The following is a 17,320-nucleotide window of genomic DNA, read 5'->3' as shown; positions in this document are numbered from 1 at the left end:
ACCGTCCGTTCCCGGTCACTGCCTGCGGCACGTGCCGAATCGACGCCCCCCGTGGGGCTACGAAGGGTGCCCGGGACGTTCCGGAGAGTTCCGGGCGGTCCACAGGGCGGCGAAAGTCTACGCACAGGAGGCGGGGGGCGGACAAGCACAGCGGTCCGCCCCCTCCGTGCGGCGCGGAGGGGGCGGACCAACGGTCGTGCGCTATGGGGCAGTTGCGGGGATCAGCCCTGGGGAGGTGATCTCTACTGCTCCGGCGCTCCGACCAGCTTTCCGTCGGGCGCGACGGCGTACCACGTGCCGCCGACGCCCTGGCCGTTGATGTCTCCGGGCGCCTTGTCACCGGAGAAGGTGTAGATCGGCGAGCAGTTGATGGTCTGCTGCTTGGTGCCGTCGCCCCGGGTGAAGTTCATGTAGCCCTTCTCCTGGATGCCCTTGGTCTCCGCGAAGTCCACGGGCGCGACCGCCGGCCACTTCACGAGGCAGGCGCCGTTGCAGTTCGAGACCGGCTCGGGCCACGCCTTGTCCTTGATGAACCGGTAGACCGTCATGCCGTCCTTGTCGACGACGATCTTGCCGAGGTTGGGGTCGTTGCGCACGGACAGCCCGGGCAGTTCGGTCTCGGCCTCGGAACCCGAGCCCGCGCCCGACTTGGCGGCCTTCTTGCCCTCGGGGGTCAGCGCGAACCACTTGTTGCCCACGCCCTGGCCGGTGGTGTCGCCCGCCTTGGCGTCCTTGGCGTAGTAGTAGGCGGGCCAGCCGGCCACGGTCAGCTGCTTGGTGCCGTCGGTGCGGGTGACCTCGCCGAGCAGCGACTTGTCGATGCCGTCACCGGCGCTGATGTCATCGGCGGAGACCGGCGGCCAGGTGGTCGCGCAGTCGCCGTCACAGTTGGACTTCGGCGGTTCGGCCGTGTCCGCGTCAAAACGGTAGAGGGTCTTGCCGGCGCCGTCGGTAAGGATCTTGCCGAGGTCCGTGTTCGCGGAGATGGCCAGTTCGCCCGCTGCGCCCTGGGCGCCGGCACCGCCGGTCGCGCTGGCGCTCGCACTGGAGCCGACACCGCTGCCGACGCCGGTTCCGACACCGACTCCCGCGATGCCACCGGCCGGGGCCGTGGCCCCGACGTTCTGGCTCGACGACGTGCCGCTTTCAGAACCGCACGCCGTCGTCAGCGCCAGAACGGCCACAGCGCTCGCCGCGAGTGAGGCGCTCCGCCAGGTGGTCTTCATCGTCAACAACTCCCCGATCGTCACAAGGGTGTTGCAGCGCCCTGCTGCGCCGCCGCACGGCCCTGAGTACGCAGGGGGGTGGTCGTTGCGTTCAAACCCGGCACAAAATTCTTTCTGCGACCTGTGACGCGGGCCCCGTCCGGCCACCGCGGCGACGACCGCGGCGGACGCCGTGACCTGCCGCGAAGGGCCCGCGAAGCCTCGCGCCGGTCGTACATGCGCACGAGGCATCCGGATACGCGCACGCATCGCCGGCAAACCTGCGGACCGGAACTTCCCCCGTTCGGGGCAATCCTCGTAGGGCACGGGCGTAGGGCGGCGCGAGAGGCCGCATGATCTCCGTCGTGCATGGATCCGAACCGACCCGATCCGCCCTCGTCACCAGGGCAATGGCCCTGGGAGTCGTGGCCTGGATCCTCGCGGCCGCACCGGCCGGGGTGGCCACGGCCGACGCGTGCGCGTACGCCTCGACGGGCCCGGACGGCACCGAGGCGGTGGCGGTCGCCGGCGGCCACAAGTGGCCGACTCCCCCGGTGTGTCCGAAGCCGACGCCGACGCCCACCCCGACGCCCACGCCGCCGAAGCCGAAGCCACCGCCCGAACCGACGCCGACCCCCACTCCCACCCCCACACCGACCCCGCCCCCACCTCCGAAGCCGACGCCGAAGCCGCCACCCGAGTCCGTGCCGCCCCCGAAGCCCAGGCCGCCCGCGCCGAAGCCGCGCCCGACGCCGCCGGCGCCCGCGCCCCGGCCCGCGGCGCCGCTCCCCCGGCCGGTCCCCACGCCGACGCCGACTCCCACCCCCGAGCCGACGCCCCCGCCCAAGCCCACACCCCGGCCCTCCCCGACCCCGGTGAGCTATCCGGTGTACCACTCCTCGCCGCATCAGCGGCCCGCCCGCGGCGGCCAGTCGCCGGTCACCTACGTCCTGCTCATCACCGTGCCCGCGGTGATCGCCGTCGCCGCGCTGCGACCGCGCTGACACCGATGCTGGAGGCATCTCTTGCCGGAATGGCTTGTTCTCACCCTCGCGATGCTCGCCGCCTGTGCGGTGGTGGTCGTCGTGACCCTCGTTCGACACCGCAGGGCGCCCGAGGACGAGGACCCCTCCGAGACCCCGGACGTCATCGAGTACATGACGATGTGGATCGGCGTGGTGTACGCCATCGTCCTGGGCCTGGCCATCGCCGGGGTCTGGGAGGCGCGCAGCGTCGCACAGGACCACGTCCAGGCGGAGGCGCAGGCGCTGCACGAGATCTCGGAGCGGGTGCGGGTCTACCCGGCCGACGCCCGTGACCGCATTCGGGAGGATGTCAACGCCTATGTCGGACACGTCGTCACCACCGAGTGGAAGAAGATGGCCGACGACGGCGAGGTGACGAAGCGGGGCGACGAACTCCTGCGGCAGGTCCGGGTGGACGTCACCGACTACGAGCCGAAGACCGACTTCCAGGCGCAGGCCTACCAGCCGCTGCTCGACCAGATGGCCGCGGCCGACCAGGCGCGCAACGCCCGCGCCGCCTCGACCGGGGCCACCATGCCCGGAGTGGTGTGGTTCGGGCTGCTGGCCGGGGCGGCCATCACCATCGGCATGGTGTTCGCGCTGCAGATCCGGCGCACGCCGCGCGAACTGGTCCTGGCCGGGCTGTTCTCCGCGCTCATCGCCTTCCTGCTCTTCCTCATCTGGGACTTCGACGCGCCCTACAGCCGGGGCATCACCGCGTCGGCGGAACCGTTCCTCCATCTCTTCCCCGGCATCAAGGGCTGAGATCCTGAACGGCTCGGGCGTTCGGGGGCGGCCGCCACGCCGGCGCCGTCCCCTGTGCGGCCCACACGCGTGCCCCATTCGCACGACTGCGATCGCGCGAGCGCACACATGTTCCTAGCGTTTCGGTCATCGAGGTGCATTTATGGCGCAAGCGGAACAGGTCCGCAGCTGCTCCTCGGGGACCGGAGGTTCCACCATGCGCGCGATACGCGTCGCTTCGGCCGCCCTGCTGGGCGTCACCGCACTGACCTTCTGCGCACCGGCCGCCGTAGCCGCCGACGACGACCACTACGTCATGTCCAACGGTTACAGCGTGCTGCCCTCGGCCGTCTCGGCGGGCGGGCAGGTCACCGTTCAGGTGGACCGCCACACCAGCGGCTGCAGAAGCTCCGTGACGGTCACTTCTGAGGTGTTCGACGCGGTCGTCATCCCGCGGGGCTCCTCGTCGGCGGTGGTCCTGGTCGACCGAAACGCCAAGGCGGGCGCGTCGTACCGGGTGACGTTCAGCTGCGGCGGCCTCAGCGCCGTCAAGGAGTTGACGATCGTCGGCGGCCGTCCGGTCCCGCAGGGCGTGCAGGCCGGTGAGGGCGGCAGCGTCGCCGGGTTCGACCTCGAGGAGATCGGGCTGGGCGCGGCGCTCATCGCGGGTTCGGTGGGCGCCGCGTACTACTTCTCCCGGCGGCGCGCCGCAGAGGACGGCGGCTGACGGCTCGGGCACGCGCAGACCCGTTCGCGCGCAGGCCTTCGCCCCGGATCCCAGCAGGGACCGGGGCGAAGGCCTGTTCATGGGTCAGGTACGGCGCTCGGTGCGACGCCGCATCCAGAACAGTCCGCCGCCGAGCAGGGCCGCGGCGACGAGTCCGCCGCCGATGGCCATGTCGGTGGGGGTGGCGCCGGTGGTGGTGCTGCCGCCGAGACCGCCGCGGACACCGCCGATGACGGTGAAGGCGGCCGGGCGGGTCAGGGTCCGGCCGGAGCAGTTGACGGTGATGTCGTAGGTGCCGGGCCGGGCGTCGTCGTCGATGGTCGCGGTGCCCTTGGCGGTCTGGTTGGCACCGCTGATCGGCGTCAGATTGGCCTGCCGGAAGGCGTTCGAGGTCATGGTGCCGCCGGTGGGGCAGCCGTCCACGGTGACCGTGATCTGGCCGCCGCGGGCGATGACGGCGGGCAGGACGACGATGTTGCTCGGATTGGCGCCCATGCCGTCGCGTGCGACGGCGGCGGGGGCGGCGACTCCCAGGGCGGTGGCCGCGACGACGGAGACCGCTGACGCCGCCAGAACACGAGTGGTACGCATGTGATCCTCCGCGGAAGGCGCCCCGGGGCCCGTCCCCGGCATGTCGGCGAGAAAGCGCCTCCCAAAAAGACCCTCAGATGCCGTGCACGCGCCCGCATTTCGGGAATGGTCCGTCCTGGTGAGGGGACACGCCGAGCAAAATGCTTGTAAAGGGATATCGCCGCAGGTCACGGACCGTCAGAAAATTCCTGCCGTCGGCAACTCGGATGGCGCACCGCAAGGATGTCGGGCCACCCGTTCGCTGTGGCCCCGTCGCCGGTTCGGGCCGGGGGACTTAGCGTTCTCGTATGCGCGAAAGGACGTGGCGACGGCCGCGTCGAAAGGGGATGGCGAATGTCTGCGTACGAGCTGTCCGAGGCGGCGGAAGAAGAGGAGCGGCGGCGGAAGCGCGCCCCTTGGGGCGTGATAGCGCTTGTTCTGCTGACCGGTCTCGCGCTCATCCGGAACGGGTCGGGGGAGTTCGACATCGGCCCGCCGCAGCCGGCCTCGGCGGCGGCCGCGGACGGCCGCACCACGGGCGGCGCCTTCGGCCTGACCCCGACTCCGCTGCCGTACGCCGAGCCGGACCGGGTGCGGATCCCCGCCATCCAGGTGAACGCGCCGGTCATGGCGGTCGGTCTGGACGCGGACGGCTGGGTGGGCGCGCCGCCGCCGGAGGACCCCAATCTGGCCGGCTGGTTCACCGGTGGCGTATCGCCCGGCGAAAAGGGAACCGCGGTCGTCGTCGGCCATGTGGACAACCAACTGGGGCCGGCGGTCTTCTACGGTCTCGGCGCCCTGAAGAAGGGAAATCGCGTCGAGGTGGCGCGTAAGGACGGAAAGACCGCGATCTTCGAGATCTACGGCATCGAGGTCTTCGAGAAGAACAATTTCCCCGGCGACCGCGTCTACGCCTCCAAGGGCGCCCCCGAATTGCGCGTCATCACCTGCGGCGGCGGTTTCTCCAAGGCGAACGGATACGACGGGAACGTCGTCGCCTTCGCCCGCCTGGTCGAGGTCCGCTGAGCGGCGCCCGACCGGGCGGGCGGCGGCAACAGGGCCCGGGTCAGGTGTACGGCCGGTGCGGGACGGTGAGGTGGTAGCCGGAGTCCAGGAGCTCCGGGAGATAGCTGCGCAGCGCCCGCACGCTCTGCGAGCGGTCGCCGCCGGCGTCGTGCGAGAGCACCACGACGCCGGGCGCGGCGCCCTGCTCGACCCGCTCGACGATGGCGCCGGTTCCGGGAGAGGTCCAGTCGAGGCTGTCGACCGTCCAGGCGAGGGGCTCCATGCCCAGTTCGGCGCCGAGTTGGAAGGCGGCGCGGTTCCAGGCGCCGTAGGGGGCGCGGAACCAGCGGGGCCGTTCGCCGTACCCCTCCTCGATGACGTCGCAGGTGCGGGACATCTCGGAGCGGATCCGGCGGCGGGTCAGTCCCGTGAGCAGGGGGTGGGACCAGGTGTGGTTGCCGACGATGTGGCCCTCGTCGGCCATGCGGCCCAGCAGCTCCTGGTTGTCGGCCGCCATCTCCCCGCACACGAAGAACATCGCGGGCACCTCGTACTCGGCCAGCGTGTCGAGGATGCCGGGGGTGTAGCGGGGGTCGGGTCCGTCGTCGAAGGTCAGCACCATGGTGCGGCCCTGGCCGGTCATCCTCAGCAGCGGTTCGCGGCGCACCGGGGTGCGGCCGGGCGTCGTACGCGGGGGGCCGTAACCGGTCAGCGGCTGGAGGCGGTAGGCGGAGGGCTTCAGCGGGACGCCACGCGGCGGGGCGCCGGCGGCGGGGGCGGCGGCCCGGACCGGCCTGCCGTTCTCGCCCCGCACGAACACCTGGGCCGTGCCGACGCCTGCGACGACGGCGGCCCCGGCGAGCAACGCCCGGCGCCGCGTGAACAACTGATCCTTCTTCATGCATTATCAGTCGCCCGGCCGAGCGCCGGCCCACCCCACCGACACCGCTCCGGCGGCACGATTCCACCCGCCTGGCGCAGTGCCGTCCCGTCCCGTCCGGTCCGGTCCCGTCAGCGGTGCCGAACCAGCGGGAAGGGCAGGGTCTCGCGGATGGTGAGGCCGGTGAGGAACATGACCAGGCGGTCGACGCCGATGCCGAGGCCGCCGGTCGGGGGCATCGCGTATTCCAGGGCGTCGAGGAAGTCCTCGTCGAGTTCCATCGCCTCGGGGTCGCCGCCCGCGGCCAGCAGGGACTGCTCGGTGAGACGGCGGCGTTGCTCGACGGGGTCGGTCAACTCGGAGTAGGCGGTGCCGAGTTCGGTGCCGAAGGCGACGAGGTCCCAGCGTTCGGCGAGGCGGGGGTCGGTGCGGTGCTGCCGGGTGAGCGGGGAGACGTCGGTGGGGAAGTCCTTGTAGAAGGTGGGGAGTCGGGTCTTCTCCTCGACGAGTCGCTCGTACATCTCCAGGACGACGTCGCCGCGGCCGTCGTCCGGTGTGTACGGGACCGAGGCACGGTCGCAGTGCCGTTGCAGGACCGTCAGGGGGGTGTCGGCGTCGATCTCCTCGCCGAGCGCCGCGGAGATCGCGCCGTGGACCGTGCGCACCGGCCACTCCCCCGAGATGTCGTGCTCCCGCCCGTCCTTGCGGGCGACCGGCGAGCCGAAGGCGGCCGTGGCCGCGCCCTGGATCAGCTCGCGGGCCAGGTCGAGCATCACGTCGTAGTCGGCGTACGCCTGGTAGGCCTCCAGCATGGTGAACTCGGGGTTGTGCTTGTAGGAGACGCCCTCGTTGCGGAAGGTGCGGCCCATCTCGAAGACCTTCTCCAGGCCGCCGACGCACAGCCGCTTGAGGTACAGCTCGGGGGCGATGCGCAGGTAGAGGTCGAGGTCGTAGGCGTTGATGTGGGTGGTGAAGGGGCGGGCGTTGGCGCCGCCGTGGATCTGCTGGAGCATCGGTGTCTCGACCTCCAGGTAGCCGCGCTCCAACAGGCCCTGGCGCAGGGCCTGTACGGCGGCGGAGCGGGCGCGGACGACATCGCGGGCGGCGGGGCTCGCGATGAGGTCGAGATAGCGCATGCGGACCTTGGCCTCGGGGTCGGTGAGACCGCGGCGCTTGTCGGGCAGGGGGCGCAGGCATTTGGCGGTGAGCTGCCAGGAGGTGACGAAGACGGTGGGCTCGCCCTTGTCGCTCGTGCCGACCGTGCCGGTGGCGGTGAGGTGGTCGCCGAGGTCGGTGTCGGCGCGGAAGCCGCCGAGTGCCTCGCGGGTGAGGGCGAGTTGGCGGTCGCCCGACCAGTCGCGCAGGGTCACGAAGACGATCCCGCCGAAGTCGCGCACCCGCATGACCCGGCCGGCGACGGTGACCGTCTCGCCGGTGCGCACCTCGGCGAGGGTGTGGGTGCGGGGCGGGACGCCCACGGGATAGGGGTCGGCGCCGGCGGTGCGCAGCCGGTCGAGCTTGCGGCGCCGGACGCGGACCTGTTCGGGCAGGCCCGCGTCCGGACCGGTGCCCCCGGCCTCGTCCCCTCCGTCGAGGCCGAGCGCCGTCAGGGGCGGCAGGCTCTCGGTGGTGGCGGGGCGCGGCCCGCCCTGCGGGTTCCGCTTGCCCCAGAGCTTGCGCAGCGAGGGCACGGAGACGAAGCCCTCGGCGATGCCGGAGGCGAGGCCCACCCGGGCGAGGGAGCCGGCGTCGCCGTAGCAGAGGAAGCGGGGGTACCACTCGGGGCGGTACTTGGCGTTGGACCGGTAGAGGGCCTCCAGCTGCCACCACTTGGAGAAGAACAGCAGCAGCCGGCGCCACAGCCGCAGGACCGGTCCGGCGCCGATGCGGGCGCCCTCCTCGAAGGCGGAGCGGAAGACGGCGAAGTTGAGGGAGATCCGGTGCACGCCGAGCTTGGGGGCGGCGGCGCACAGGTCGGCGACCATGAACTCCATGACGCCGTTGGGGGCGGAGCGGTCGCGGCGCATCAGGTCCAGGGAGACGCCGTCCGTGCCCCAGGGGACGAAGGAGAGCAGGGCGAGGAGGCGGCCGTCGCCGTCCAGTGCCTCGACGAGGAGGCAGTCGCCGTCGGCGGGGTCGCCGAGGCGGTCCAGGGCCATGGAGAAGCCGCGTTCGGTCTCGGTGTCGCGCCAGGCGTCGGCCCGGTCGACGATCTCCTCCATCTCCTCGTCGGTGAGGGTGGAGTGGCGGCGGACCCGGCAGCGGGCGCCGGTGCGGCGCACCCGGTTGACGGCCTGCCGGGTGACCCTCATCTCGCGTCCGGCGAGGTCGAAGGAGGCGATGTGCAGGATCGCCTCGTCGCCGAGTTGCAGGGCGCCCATCCCGGCGCGGGCGAAGGCCTTCGCGCCGTCCTCCGAGGCGCCCATGACCGCGGGCGCCCAGGCGTGCCGACGGGCCGCGTCCAGCCAGCCGGCGATGGCGTGCGGCCAGGCCTCGCGGTCGCCGACGGGATCGCCGCTGGCCAGGCAGACGCCCGCCTCGACGCGGTAGGTGACGGCGGCCTTGCCGCTGGGCGAGAAGACGACGGCCTTGTCGCGCCGGGTGGCGAAGTAGCCGAGCGAGTCCGCCTCGCCGTAGGCCTTCAGCAGGGCGCGGATGCGGGGTTCCTCGTCGCCGTGCAGGGCCGCTTCCATGCGCTGGGAGCGGAACAGGGCGGCGGCGGCGTTGAGGAGGGCGAGGGCGCCGAGGAGGCCGAGGACGAAGTAGAGGGCGCGGGGCGGGCGGCCGTCGAAGGAGCGGGTGGAGACCAGGCCGCCGAGGACGTGGTTGGCGGCCCAGCCGAAGCGCTGGCCGGTCGGCAGCGTGCCCGGGAACAGCTCCACCAGGCCCCAGCCCGCGAGGATCGCCAGGACCAGGCCGACGAGCAGGACGGCGAGCGCCCGCCGGACCGCGCCGCGGCGGGAGGCGGCGTAGAACTCGCCGCGGGCGAGCACCAGGAGGCCCAGGGCGAGCGCGCAGACCGCCAGGGACGGGATGGACTGCGCGTACAGACCGAGGGCCACGCCGAGGATGTCGGTGAGGACGAGCAGGCCGAGGTAGACGACGACCAGCCACCAGGCGACCTTCTTGCGGGCGGCGGTGGCGGCGGCCAGCAGGAGGAGGAAGACGGCGTAGGCGAGGTTGGCGCTGACCGGGACGATGAGGAGGTCCAGGAAGCGGACGACCGGGCGCAGCAGGCGGCGCAGCGGCGGGACGAGGGCCAGCAGGACGCAGAGCAGGGCGAGGGCGCCGAAGAAGGCGGCGAAGGCTTCGGGCACCCGTTCGAGGGAGCGGCCCGCGAGCCGTCGGGGCGGGCCGGGGGCGCTCTTCGCCGTGGCGGAGTCCACGGTGGCACTCATGTTCCGACTGTAGGAACACCCGGGCCGGGCCGCCCGTCGAGCGGCCCTCCCACCGGCCGGACCTGCGGGTTCCGATAGCCTCTGCGCCGTGACGGAACAGCACTCGCAGCAGCCCGAGCACCAGTTCGAGCGGGGCACGGACGGACCCAGGGTCATCCTGGCCGGCGTGGACGGCTCCGACACCTCGCTGCGGGCCGCGGCCTACGCCGCCGGTCTGGCCCGCCGCCAGCACGCGCTGCTCGCCCTGGTGTACGTGCAGCCGGTGATGGCGACGGGCGCCGCGTTCGGAGCGCCGGTCGCGGAGGCGACCGACACGATCGCCGAGGAGCTGGTCGCCCAGATCCGGCAGGCCACCGAGCAGATGCGCGGGACATTCGACGTGCGCTGGGAGTTCCGCACGTTCCGCGGCGACCCCTACAACGGCCTGGTGAAGGCGGCGGACGAACTGAAGGCGGACGCCGTGGTGGTGGGCGCCTCCGAACAGGCCGGCCACCGGATCGTGGGATCCGTCGCGGTACGGCTGGTGAAGGCGGGACGGTGGCCGGTGACGGTGGTGCCGTAGCACCCCGTCACCCGAAGGCCCCGGCCGTCGCCAGGTCGTGCGGGCACGGTCTAGCCCATCACCAGCCCGTCCTTGGCCGCGCCCCGGCTCAGGACGACGTCGCGGATGCGGTCGCGTACGCCCGCGACCCCGGCGCCCTGGGCGAGGGCCTGGTCGAGGTCGACCACCCGGCCGGCGTCGATGTCGAACATCTGGGGCACGAACTCGGCCTTGCGCACCTCCCAGCGGCCGCCGGGCCGGGCGGGCGGGCCGAAGGTGAAGCGGGCGACGGTGGACTGGCTGCCGCGGGGGTCCTGGACGCCCTGCCGGTTGACCATCTCGCCCGCGATCTGGTCGCCCAGCCCGTAGACGACCCAGGTGCCGTTGACCTTCTCGTAGGCCTGCGGGACGTGTGTGCGGGCGCCGAGGATCAGGTCGATGTCGGGACGGCCGTCCGTGCGGGAGGCGGTGAGCGTGCGGGCCAGGGCGAGCCGGCGGTCGTCCGGGGCGTCCTGCCAGGCGGTGCCCCCGTGCACGGAGACGACGACCACGTCGGCGCCCGCCTTCCGGGCGGCCTTGGCGTCGGCGACGATCCGGTTCTCGTCGGCGAGGTTGACGGTCCAGGGCTGCCCCGGCGGAAGCGGCTGCCCGCCGGTGCCGTCGGTGTAGGCGAGGTGGGCGACGGTCGCCCGCCCGGCGCGCAGGAGCGTGACCGAGTTGCCCTCGGCCTCGGTGCGCGCGGTGCCCGCGTGCCGTACGCCTACGGCGTCGAGCGCGTCGAGGGTGCGCTGTACGCCGGCGGCTCCGTCGTCGAGGCTGTGGTCGGAGGCGGTGGAGCAGCCGTCGTAGCCGGTGGCGGCGAGGGCCTGGGCGATCTCGGGCGGGGACCTGAAGAGGGGGTGACCGGTGTAGTCGCCGTTCGCGCCGTACGGGGTGTCCAGGTGACACAGGGCCAGATCGGCGCGGGAGACGACGGACCTGGCCCCCTCGAACATGGGCCGGAAGTCGTAACCGGAGCCCGCGGCGCTCCCGACGCCTCCCACGCCTCCAGTTCCTCCCACATCTCCAGTCCCTCCAGCGCCTCCAGCGCCTCCGGCGTCGAAGCGGGCGCGGTCGATGACGGCGGTGTGCGGGAGGATGTCGCCCGAGGCCACGAGGGTGAAGCCGCGGGCGGCGGACGGCGCCGGGCGCCCGGGCCGGTCGGTCGGCCGGTGGTCTCGGGCCTGGCAGGCGGCGGCCGATGTGAGGAGGGCCGTCAGAGCCAGAGCCACCTGGTGTCTGCGGGCGATCACCGGGTCACCCCCTCTCGCATGGATCGTCGTATTTACGCACGTATCACTACTAGTCCATGACGGACGCCCGACCGGCCCGGCGCTCCCTTCGTCCAGGACCGATGCCCGCGATCGGCGTAGCCCGGACCGTTCGTCGAACCGTTCGTCGACGCGATCGACCGTCCGCCGCAGAACGTTGTGCGCACCCTGTCCCGAACCGGCGCACTGCGGTGCCATACGCGCATGACCGCCGGAACCGCCCTCAAAGCCAGGACGACGACCGCCGAGCACGAGCTCGCCGCACTGCAGCGCGAGCACGGCAGGCCGCTCTTCGCGCTGCTGCTGAGGCTGTGCGACGGCGACCGCCAGCGTGCCGAGGACCTCGTCCAGGAGACCCTGGTGCGCGCCTGGCAGCATCCCGAGGCACTGCGCACCGACGCCTTCGAATCCGTCCGGCCCTGGCTGCTCACCGTGGGCCGACGGCTCGCGATCGACGCACGGCGGGCCCGCCAGGCACGGCCCGCGGAGGTCGGGGACGCGGTGCTGGAGAACGCGCCCGTCTGCGCCGACCACGCCGAGCGGGCCGCGGCGGCCCTCGATGTGCGCGAGGCTGTGAAGACACTCACTCCGGAACACCGTGAAGTACTGGTGCTGGTGTATTTCCAAGGGGCGAGTGTGGCGGAGGCCGCCGAAACGCTCGGAATTCCTCCCGGTACCGTGAAGTCGCGCGCTTACTACGCGCTGCGCGCCCTGCGCAGAGTGCTTCCGGGATACGCAGCCGACCTGCACTGAAACCCACGGCTGGGTCAAGCCTCCGTAAAGCGCCTTGCCGAGGACCCCCTTTGAGTAATCGGGTGTCCTTATCCGTGTTCCGGACTGGGGTCCCGGCAACGGGCGACGCGCAAGCACCGGAGGAAGGCAGGAAGGGATGCTGCACAGAGGTCACCAGAGCACGGACGGCACCGGCGGCGGTGAACTGACCGTCCCCATGGCCTGGTTGTATGCCGAGTACATCGCCGACGAACTGCTGCGGACCGGCGATCTGATGCCGCCGACGTCCTTCGAGTTCCGCGCCGGGCGCGACGCCCTCGCGCTCACCATCTTCCTGTCCGACACCGACGGCGAACTGCCCGGCATCCGGGTCGTGACCCAACTCGAGACCTGGCTTTCGCTCACGGCGTACGACCAGCCGTGGCAGGACTGGGTCGACGAACGTATGTCTCAACTGACAGCCGAAGCCGCCGAGTTGGAGGGGCCCGCGCCCGATCTCGAACTGGCGGCCGCGGCTTGGCGCTGGCTCGAGGAGACGGAGCTGTTGGCCCCCGACCTCAACGCGGTGCCGGGCGGCGCCCCGCCCGGCGAGGACGAAGGACCCAAGGTCTGGACACCCGCGTGGCAGCTCGGACTGCCCCTCGGCCACTTGGCGATTCATCTTTTTTAGATTCACACCAATCCGCGGGCCGGACCGCTCCGAACATCTGGGTCACGATTCGGTACGTGGCTTGAGTGATTCGTCGGTCGGGTGCGTACCGGTGGGAGCAAGGAGTAACCCCACTGGCACTCAACGGCACGAGGTTTCGGCATGAGGTCCCTGGAAAGGCATCGCGACGTCGGCGCGTACGCGCTCGGCGTGCTGGACGAAGCGGAGGCTTTCCGCTTTGAGGACCACCTCATGGAGTGTCCTCAGTGTGCGGCGCAGGTCACCGAGTTCGGGCCCACCGCACGGCAGATGATGCTCTACCGGCGCGCCACCCCGCGCGCCGTGCACCCCTTCGCCGGCCCCGGCCCGCAGCTGCTCGACCGGCTGCTCGCCGAGGTGGCGACCCGGCACCGGGCGATGCGCCGGCGGCTGATGTTCGCCCTCGCGGCCTCGGTCGTGGTCGCCGTGGCCGCGCCCGCGCTCGTGATGATGGCGGGCGCCGGCAAGGGCGACGCCCAGGACACCGTGCGGGTCACCGCGACGGACGAGAAGTCCGGGGTGTGGGCGCAGATCACCACCGAGAACGAGACCTGGGGCAGCCATGTGCAGCTCGAGGTCAAGGACGGCGCCGGCCCGCGCTCCTGCCACCTGGTCGCCATCGGCCTCGACGGCTCCGAGCAGACGGTCACCAGCTGGAGCGTCCCCGAGCACGACGCCCGCCCCAACACCATGCAGGGCGCCGCGGCCTGGCACCCCGACGAGATCGCCCGCTACGAGCTGCGCACGGCCTCCGGAGAGCACCTGGTGACGCTCGACGCCCAGTGAGACCGGCCCGGAGTGAGTTCAGGTCACTTCGACGCCGGATGCTCGAGTCGGCTGCTCCAGTCGGCTGCTCGCGCATCGGCTACTTGAGCAGTCGGGACATCCTGCGGTCGGCCAGCGGCTTGCCGCCCGTCTGGCAGGTGGGGCAGTACTGGAGCGAGGAGTCGCTGAAGGAGACCTCCCTGACGGTGTCGCCGCAGACCGGGCAGGGTTCGCCGGTGCGGCCGTGGACCCGCAGGCCGCTCTTCTTCTCGGCCTTGAGTCGCCCGGCGGCAAGGCCCCGCGAGCGTTCGACCGCCTCCGTCAGCGTCGTGCGCAGGGCCTCGTACAGGGTGTGGGTCTCCTGCGGCGTCAGGGAGGCCGCGAGTTTGAACGGGGACATCCTCGCCGCGTGCAGGATCTCGTCGCTGTAGGCGTTGCCGACGCCCGCGATCAGGCTCTGGTCGCGCAGGGCGCCCTTCAGCTGACGTCGTTCGCCCGCGAGCAGTGCGGCGAAGCGGGCCTCGTCGAAGTCGGCGGCGAGCGGGTCGGGCCCGAGACGGGCGATGCCGGGCACCTGGTGCGGGTCGTGGACCACGTACACCGCGAGCCGGTGCTGGGTGCCGGCCTCCGTCAGGTCGAAGCCCTCGCCCGTCTCCAGGGCGACCCGCAGCGCCAGGGGACCTTTGCCGGGGCGGGGCGGACCGTCGGGCAGCCGGTCCTTCCAGTGCAGCCAGCCCGCGCGGGCCAGGTGGGTGACGAGGTGGAGGCTGTCGCCGGTCGCCAGATCGAGGAACTTGCCGTGCCGGTGCACGGCGGTGACCTCCTGCCCCTCGACGGCGGTGACGGGCGGGTCGTAGGTCTTCAGGACGCTGACGGCGACGGGCAGCACCCGGACGATCTCGTGGCCCACGAGATGCTCGGTCAGGAAGTCCTTCAGCGCTTCGACCTCGGGGAGTTCCGGCATACGTCCAGGGTGCCATCCGCCGCCGGAGCGGTCAGCTCCGCTCCGCCGCGACGAACTCGCACCACACGCACTTGCCGCCGCCCCGCGCCTCCACGCCCCAGGCGTCGGCGAGCAGGTCCACCAGCAGCAGGCCCCGCCCGGAGACCCCCGACTCGCCCGCCTCACGGCGGCGCGGCAGCGCGCTGGAGGTGTCCTCGACCTCGACCCGCAACCGGCGCTCCCCGCCGGTGAGCACCCGCAGCGTGACGATCGCCGCGCCCTCGGTGTGCATCAGCGCGTTGGTGATCAGCTCGTCGGCGACCAGCTCGATCTCGTCGGAGCGGTCCCGGACGCCCCAGGCCCGGACGGCGGCGCGGATCATGTGCCGGGCCTCGCTGAGGGCCTCCGGGTCGCCGGGCGCCACATGCTGCTGGAGCCTGCTCCCGGCCTGCGGGGTGTCCGGGCCGCGCCGGCGCAGCAGGAGCAGCGCCACGTCGTCGTCCCCGCCCTGCCGTTCCGCGACCTCGATGAGCTGGTCGGCGAGCTTGCGTACGTCGTCGGGGGCCGCGGCGATGAAGGCGGCCAGGGCCCGCATGCCGTCGGCGAGGTCGGTGCCGGGCTGTTCGACGAGTCCGTCGGTGCACAGCAGCAGGGTGTGGCCGGGGTCGAGTTCGACCGTGCCCACCGGGTAGTCGAGCCGGCCGAACTCGGCGGACAGGCCGAGCGGCAGCCCGCCGGGCACCGGGACGCGCCGGCAGGTCCCGTCGGGGCTGCGCAGCAGGGGGTCGATGTGCCCGGCGCGGACCGCCTGGACGACCCCGGTGGTCAGGTCGACCTCCGCGTACAGGCAGGTCGCGAAGCGGTCGGTGTCGAGCTCGTGCAGGAAGACGGAGGCACGGGCCATCACGGTGGCCGGGGTGTGCCCCTCGGCCGCGTAGGCCTTCAGCACGATCCGCAGCTGGCCCATGACGGCCGCCGCGTGCGTGTCGTGGCCCTGCACATCGCCGATGACGGCCCCGACCCGGCCCCCGGGCAGCGGGATCAGGTCGTACCAGTCGCCGCCGATGTCGCGGCCCAGCGAGCCGCCGATGGTGGCGGCACGGTAGCGGACGGCCACGTCGGCGCCCGGCACGCTGGGGATGGTGCGCGGCAGCATGGCCTGCTGGAGACCCTGGGCGATGTCCTTCTCCTGCTCGTAGAACATGGCCCGCTGCAGGCTCTGCGCGATGCTGCTGCCCAGGGCGACGAGGATGTTGCGCTCCTCCTGGGTGAACCCCTCGCGATCGCTGTAGAGCAGGCCCATCGCGCCGATCGGGCGGGCCTGGACGATGAGCGGCAGATAGGCCGCGGAGGTGATCTTCAGATCGGTGATGTGCGGCCACAGCACGGGGTAGCCGGCCGCGAACTCCTCGGGCGACTCGATGAAGCGGGGGGTGAGCGTGCGGACGACCTCGCTCATCGGGTACGGCTCGTCTATCCGGGTGACCAGCGTGCCGGGCACGAAGCTGCCCTCCGGCCCCTCCGCGATCAGCCGGATGCGGCCGGCCTCGACCAGGCCCATGACCAGGCTGGTCGCGCCGAGATGGGTGAGGCCGTGGGTGTCCTTGAGGACGTCGATGACGTCCTGCACGGTGCGGGCGTGGGCGAGGGCGGCGGTGGTGAGCTGGACGACGTTGGTCTGCTCGCGGCGCGCGTCGTCCAGGGCGGCCTCGTCGCGGCGGGCGGCGAGGTCGCTGAGCTCGTCGGTCGCGTCGCGCACGATGCCGACGATGCGGCGCGGCCGGCCGGTTCCGTCGCGCCGGATGTAGCCCTGGGTGTGGGTCCAGCGCAGCCGGCCGTCGCGCAGCCGCATACGGAAGTAGGCGCCGTAGTTCTCGCTGCCGTCCTTGATGGCCTGGGCGACCAGTTCGTCCAGCCGGATGCCCTCGTTCGGCGGGACCCGGATCGCGAGGCTGGCCGGGTTCCCGTCGTATTCGTCGGGACGCAGGTCGAAGATCTCGTGGGCCCGGGCGTCCATGTGGAACAGCCCCGAGTCCAGGTCCCAGTCGAAGCTGCCCATGCGGTTGAGCGCCAGGATCGGATCCGGGTGGGCGGGCCAGTCGTCCGGGAGTGACGGGGCCCTCGCTCCCCGATCAGCCATGCGCCCACCTTGCCAGGATTTGCCCGATTCTTCGACCGGGGAGCGGGACCCTCCCAACCGGCTGCGCCGACGGGTCAGCCGCTGAGGGCGTCGGCGGGGCTGCCGAAGACGATGCCGGTCGCCTCGGACGCGCCGGACGCGCCGGACTCCTCCGACTCATCGGGTCCGTCGGGGATCAGCCCGCCGCCGTCGGGCAGATCGGGCACTTCCGGGACGGTCTCGGGTCCGACGGCGTTCGGGTCGAACACATCGGGGGCGAGACCACGGTCGAGGCCGGCGTCAGCGTCGAGACCCGGGGCGGTTTCGGCATCGGGTCCGAGGTCGACGCCCGGGTCGGCGTCGAAATCGGCTTCGGTCTCGGCCTCGGTCGCGCTCTCGGCCTCGGAGGCCGAGTCCGCGAAGAGGGCCCGCCCCTCGGCCGCCGGGAGGACGACCTCCGAGCCAGGCATCGTGCCGTTCACTCCCGCACCGTCACGGCCGGCGACGAGGAGCGCCGCCGAGAGCGCACAGGCGGTGAGGAGAGCGGCAATGGGTAGTCGCACCACGTTCTCCCACATCGTCTCGGTCAGTCCAGATGAATCCACCGGGAGGTGATTCGCCCACTATTGTCTGCTTCACCCGCCTGTGTCACGCAAGCGGAGCACGCG

16 protein-coding genes are annotated in these 17,320 nt (G+C 72.3%); 8 read left to right on the top strand and 8 right to left on the bottom strand.

The genetic code is table 11. The features are described from left to right. Nucleotides 1-242 precede the first annotated feature (242 nt). Nucleotides 243-1,226, bottom strand: coding sequence for an SCO0930 family lipoprotein (locus ABZ725_RS05335; RefSeq protein ID WP_358801430.1), 984 nt, complete (start codon nt 1,224-1,226; stop codon nt 243-245). A gap of 344 nt (nt 1,227-1,570) precedes the next feature. Here ABZ725_RS05335 and ABZ725_RS05330 point away from each other — a divergent pair, with 344 nt between their 5' ends. The 3 genes from ABZ725_RS05330 (at nt 1,571) to ABZ725_RS05320 (ending at nt 3,701) form a co-directional block, all read left to right on the top strand. After that, entirely contained in the window at nt 1,571-2,209 is a 639-nt protein-coding gene (locus ABZ725_RS05330; protein ID WP_358801429.1) for a hypothetical protein, read from the top strand. 21 nt (nt 2,210-2,230) lie between these two features. Further along, nucleotides 2,231-2,995 (top strand): hypothetical protein, encoded by a 765-nt coding sequence (locus ABZ725_RS05325; RefSeq protein ID WP_358801428.1) that lies wholly within the window; start codon nt 2,231-2,233, stop codon nt 2,993-2,995. Between the two features lie 196 nt (nt 2,996-3,191). Beyond that, nucleotides 3,192-3,701: a hypothetical protein gene (locus tag ABZ725_RS05320; protein WP_358801427.1), complete on the top strand. Its 510-nt coding sequence runs from the start codon at nt 3,192-3,194 to the stop codon at nt 3,699-3,701. Nucleotides 3,702-3,785: 84 nt separating this feature from the next. Here the strand turns inward: ABZ725_RS05320 and ABZ725_RS05315 are convergent, their stop codons facing one another. Beyond that, nucleotides 3,786-4,292: a hypothetical protein gene (locus tag ABZ725_RS05315; protein WP_358801426.1), complete on the bottom strand. Its 507-nt coding sequence runs from the start codon at nt 4,290-4,292 to the stop codon at nt 3,786-3,788. Between the two features lie 333 nt (nt 4,293-4,625). Between ABZ725_RS05315 and ABZ725_RS05310 the strand changes: the two genes are divergently transcribed. After that, a complete protein-coding gene (locus tag ABZ725_RS05310; RefSeq protein ID WP_358801425.1) occupies nt 4,626-5,297 on the top strand; it encodes a class F sortase in 672 nt (223 codons plus the stop codon). Nucleotides 5,298-5,337: 40 nt separating this feature from the next. Here ABZ725_RS05310 and ABZ725_RS05305 read toward each other — a convergent pair whose 3' ends face one another. Next, the gene (locus tag ABZ725_RS05305; protein ID WP_358801424.1) at nt 5,338-6,177 is read right to left on the bottom strand and encodes a polysaccharide deacetylase family protein; all 840 of its coding nucleotides are present in this window, start codon (nt 6,175-6,177) and stop codon (nt 5,338-5,340) included. A gap of 110 nt (nt 6,178-6,287) precedes the next feature. Continuing rightward, on the bottom strand, nt 6,288-9,554 hold the full coding sequence (gene lysX, locus ABZ725_RS05300; RefSeq protein WP_358801423.1) for a bifunctional lysylphosphatidylglycerol synthetase/lysine--tRNA ligase LysX: 3,267 nt from the start codon (nt 9,552-9,554) through the stop codon (nt 6,288-6,290). 88 nt (nt 9,555-9,642) lie between these two features. Here lysX and ABZ725_RS05295 point away from each other — a divergent pair, with 88 nt between their 5' ends. Next, nucleotides 9,643-10,116, top strand: a complete 474-nt coding sequence (locus ABZ725_RS05295; protein ID WP_358801422.1) for a universal stress protein — start codon at nt 9,643-9,645, stop codon at nt 10,114-10,116. A 50-nt stretch (nt 10,117-10,166) separates the two neighbouring features. Here ABZ725_RS05295 and ABZ725_RS05290 read toward each other — a convergent pair whose 3' ends face one another. After that, nucleotides 10,167-11,387, bottom strand: coding sequence for a CapA family protein (locus ABZ725_RS05290; protein ID WP_358801421.1), 1,221 nt, complete (start codon nt 11,385-11,387; stop codon nt 10,167-10,169). 222 nt (nt 11,388-11,609) lie between these two features. Between ABZ725_RS05290 and ABZ725_RS05285 the strand changes: the two genes are divergently transcribed. From ABZ725_RS05285 to ABZ725_RS05275, 3 genes are all read left to right on the top strand, one after another. Then, nucleotides 11,610-12,158: a sigma-70 family RNA polymerase sigma factor gene (locus ABZ725_RS05285; RefSeq protein WP_351914009.1), complete on the top strand. Its 549-nt coding sequence runs from the start codon at nt 11,610-11,612 to the stop codon at nt 12,156-12,158. Nucleotides 12,159-12,294: 136 nt separating this feature from the next. Then, the gene (locus ABZ725_RS05280; protein ID WP_351914007.1) at nt 12,295-12,807 is read left to right on the top strand and encodes a hypothetical protein; all 513 of its coding nucleotides are present in this window, start codon (nt 12,295-12,297) and stop codon (nt 12,805-12,807) included. Nucleotides 12,808-12,948: 141 nt separating this feature from the next. Further along, nucleotides 12,949-13,611: a zf-HC2 domain-containing protein gene (locus ABZ725_RS05275; RefSeq protein WP_358801420.1), complete on the top strand. Its 663-nt coding sequence runs from the start codon at nt 12,949-12,951 to the stop codon at nt 13,609-13,611. A gap of 79 nt (nt 13,612-13,690) precedes the next feature. Here ABZ725_RS05275 and ABZ725_RS05270 read toward each other — a convergent pair whose 3' ends face one another. The 3 genes from ABZ725_RS05270 to ABZ725_RS05260 form a co-directional block, all read right to left on the bottom strand. Then, on the bottom strand, nt 13,691-14,554 hold the full coding sequence (locus ABZ725_RS05270; protein WP_358801419.1) for a DNA-formamidopyrimidine glycosylase family protein: 864 nt from the start codon (nt 14,552-14,554) through the stop codon (nt 13,691-13,693). 31 nt (nt 14,555-14,585) lie between these two features. After that, nucleotides 14,586-16,673: a SpoIIE family protein phosphatase gene (locus ABZ725_RS05265; RefSeq protein ID WP_358801418.1), complete on the bottom strand. Its 2,088-nt coding sequence runs from the start codon at nt 16,671-16,673 to the stop codon at nt 14,586-14,588. 74 nt (nt 16,674-16,747) lie between these two features. Next, nucleotides 16,748-17,215 (bottom strand): hypothetical protein, encoded by a 468-nt coding sequence (locus ABZ725_RS05260; protein ID WP_358801417.1) that lies wholly within the window; start codon nt 17,213-17,215, stop codon nt 16,748-16,750. Between the last annotated feature and the right edge of the window lie 105 nt (nt 17,216-17,320).

This window comes from Streptomyces sp. NPDC006872, from assembly GCF_040635845.1.
GTDB lineage: Bacteria > Actinomycetota > Actinomycetes > Streptomycetales > Streptomycetaceae > Streptomyces.
The sequence above is the reverse complement of the archived record's forward strand: the minus strand, read 5'-3'. Positions and strand labels throughout refer to the sequence as shown.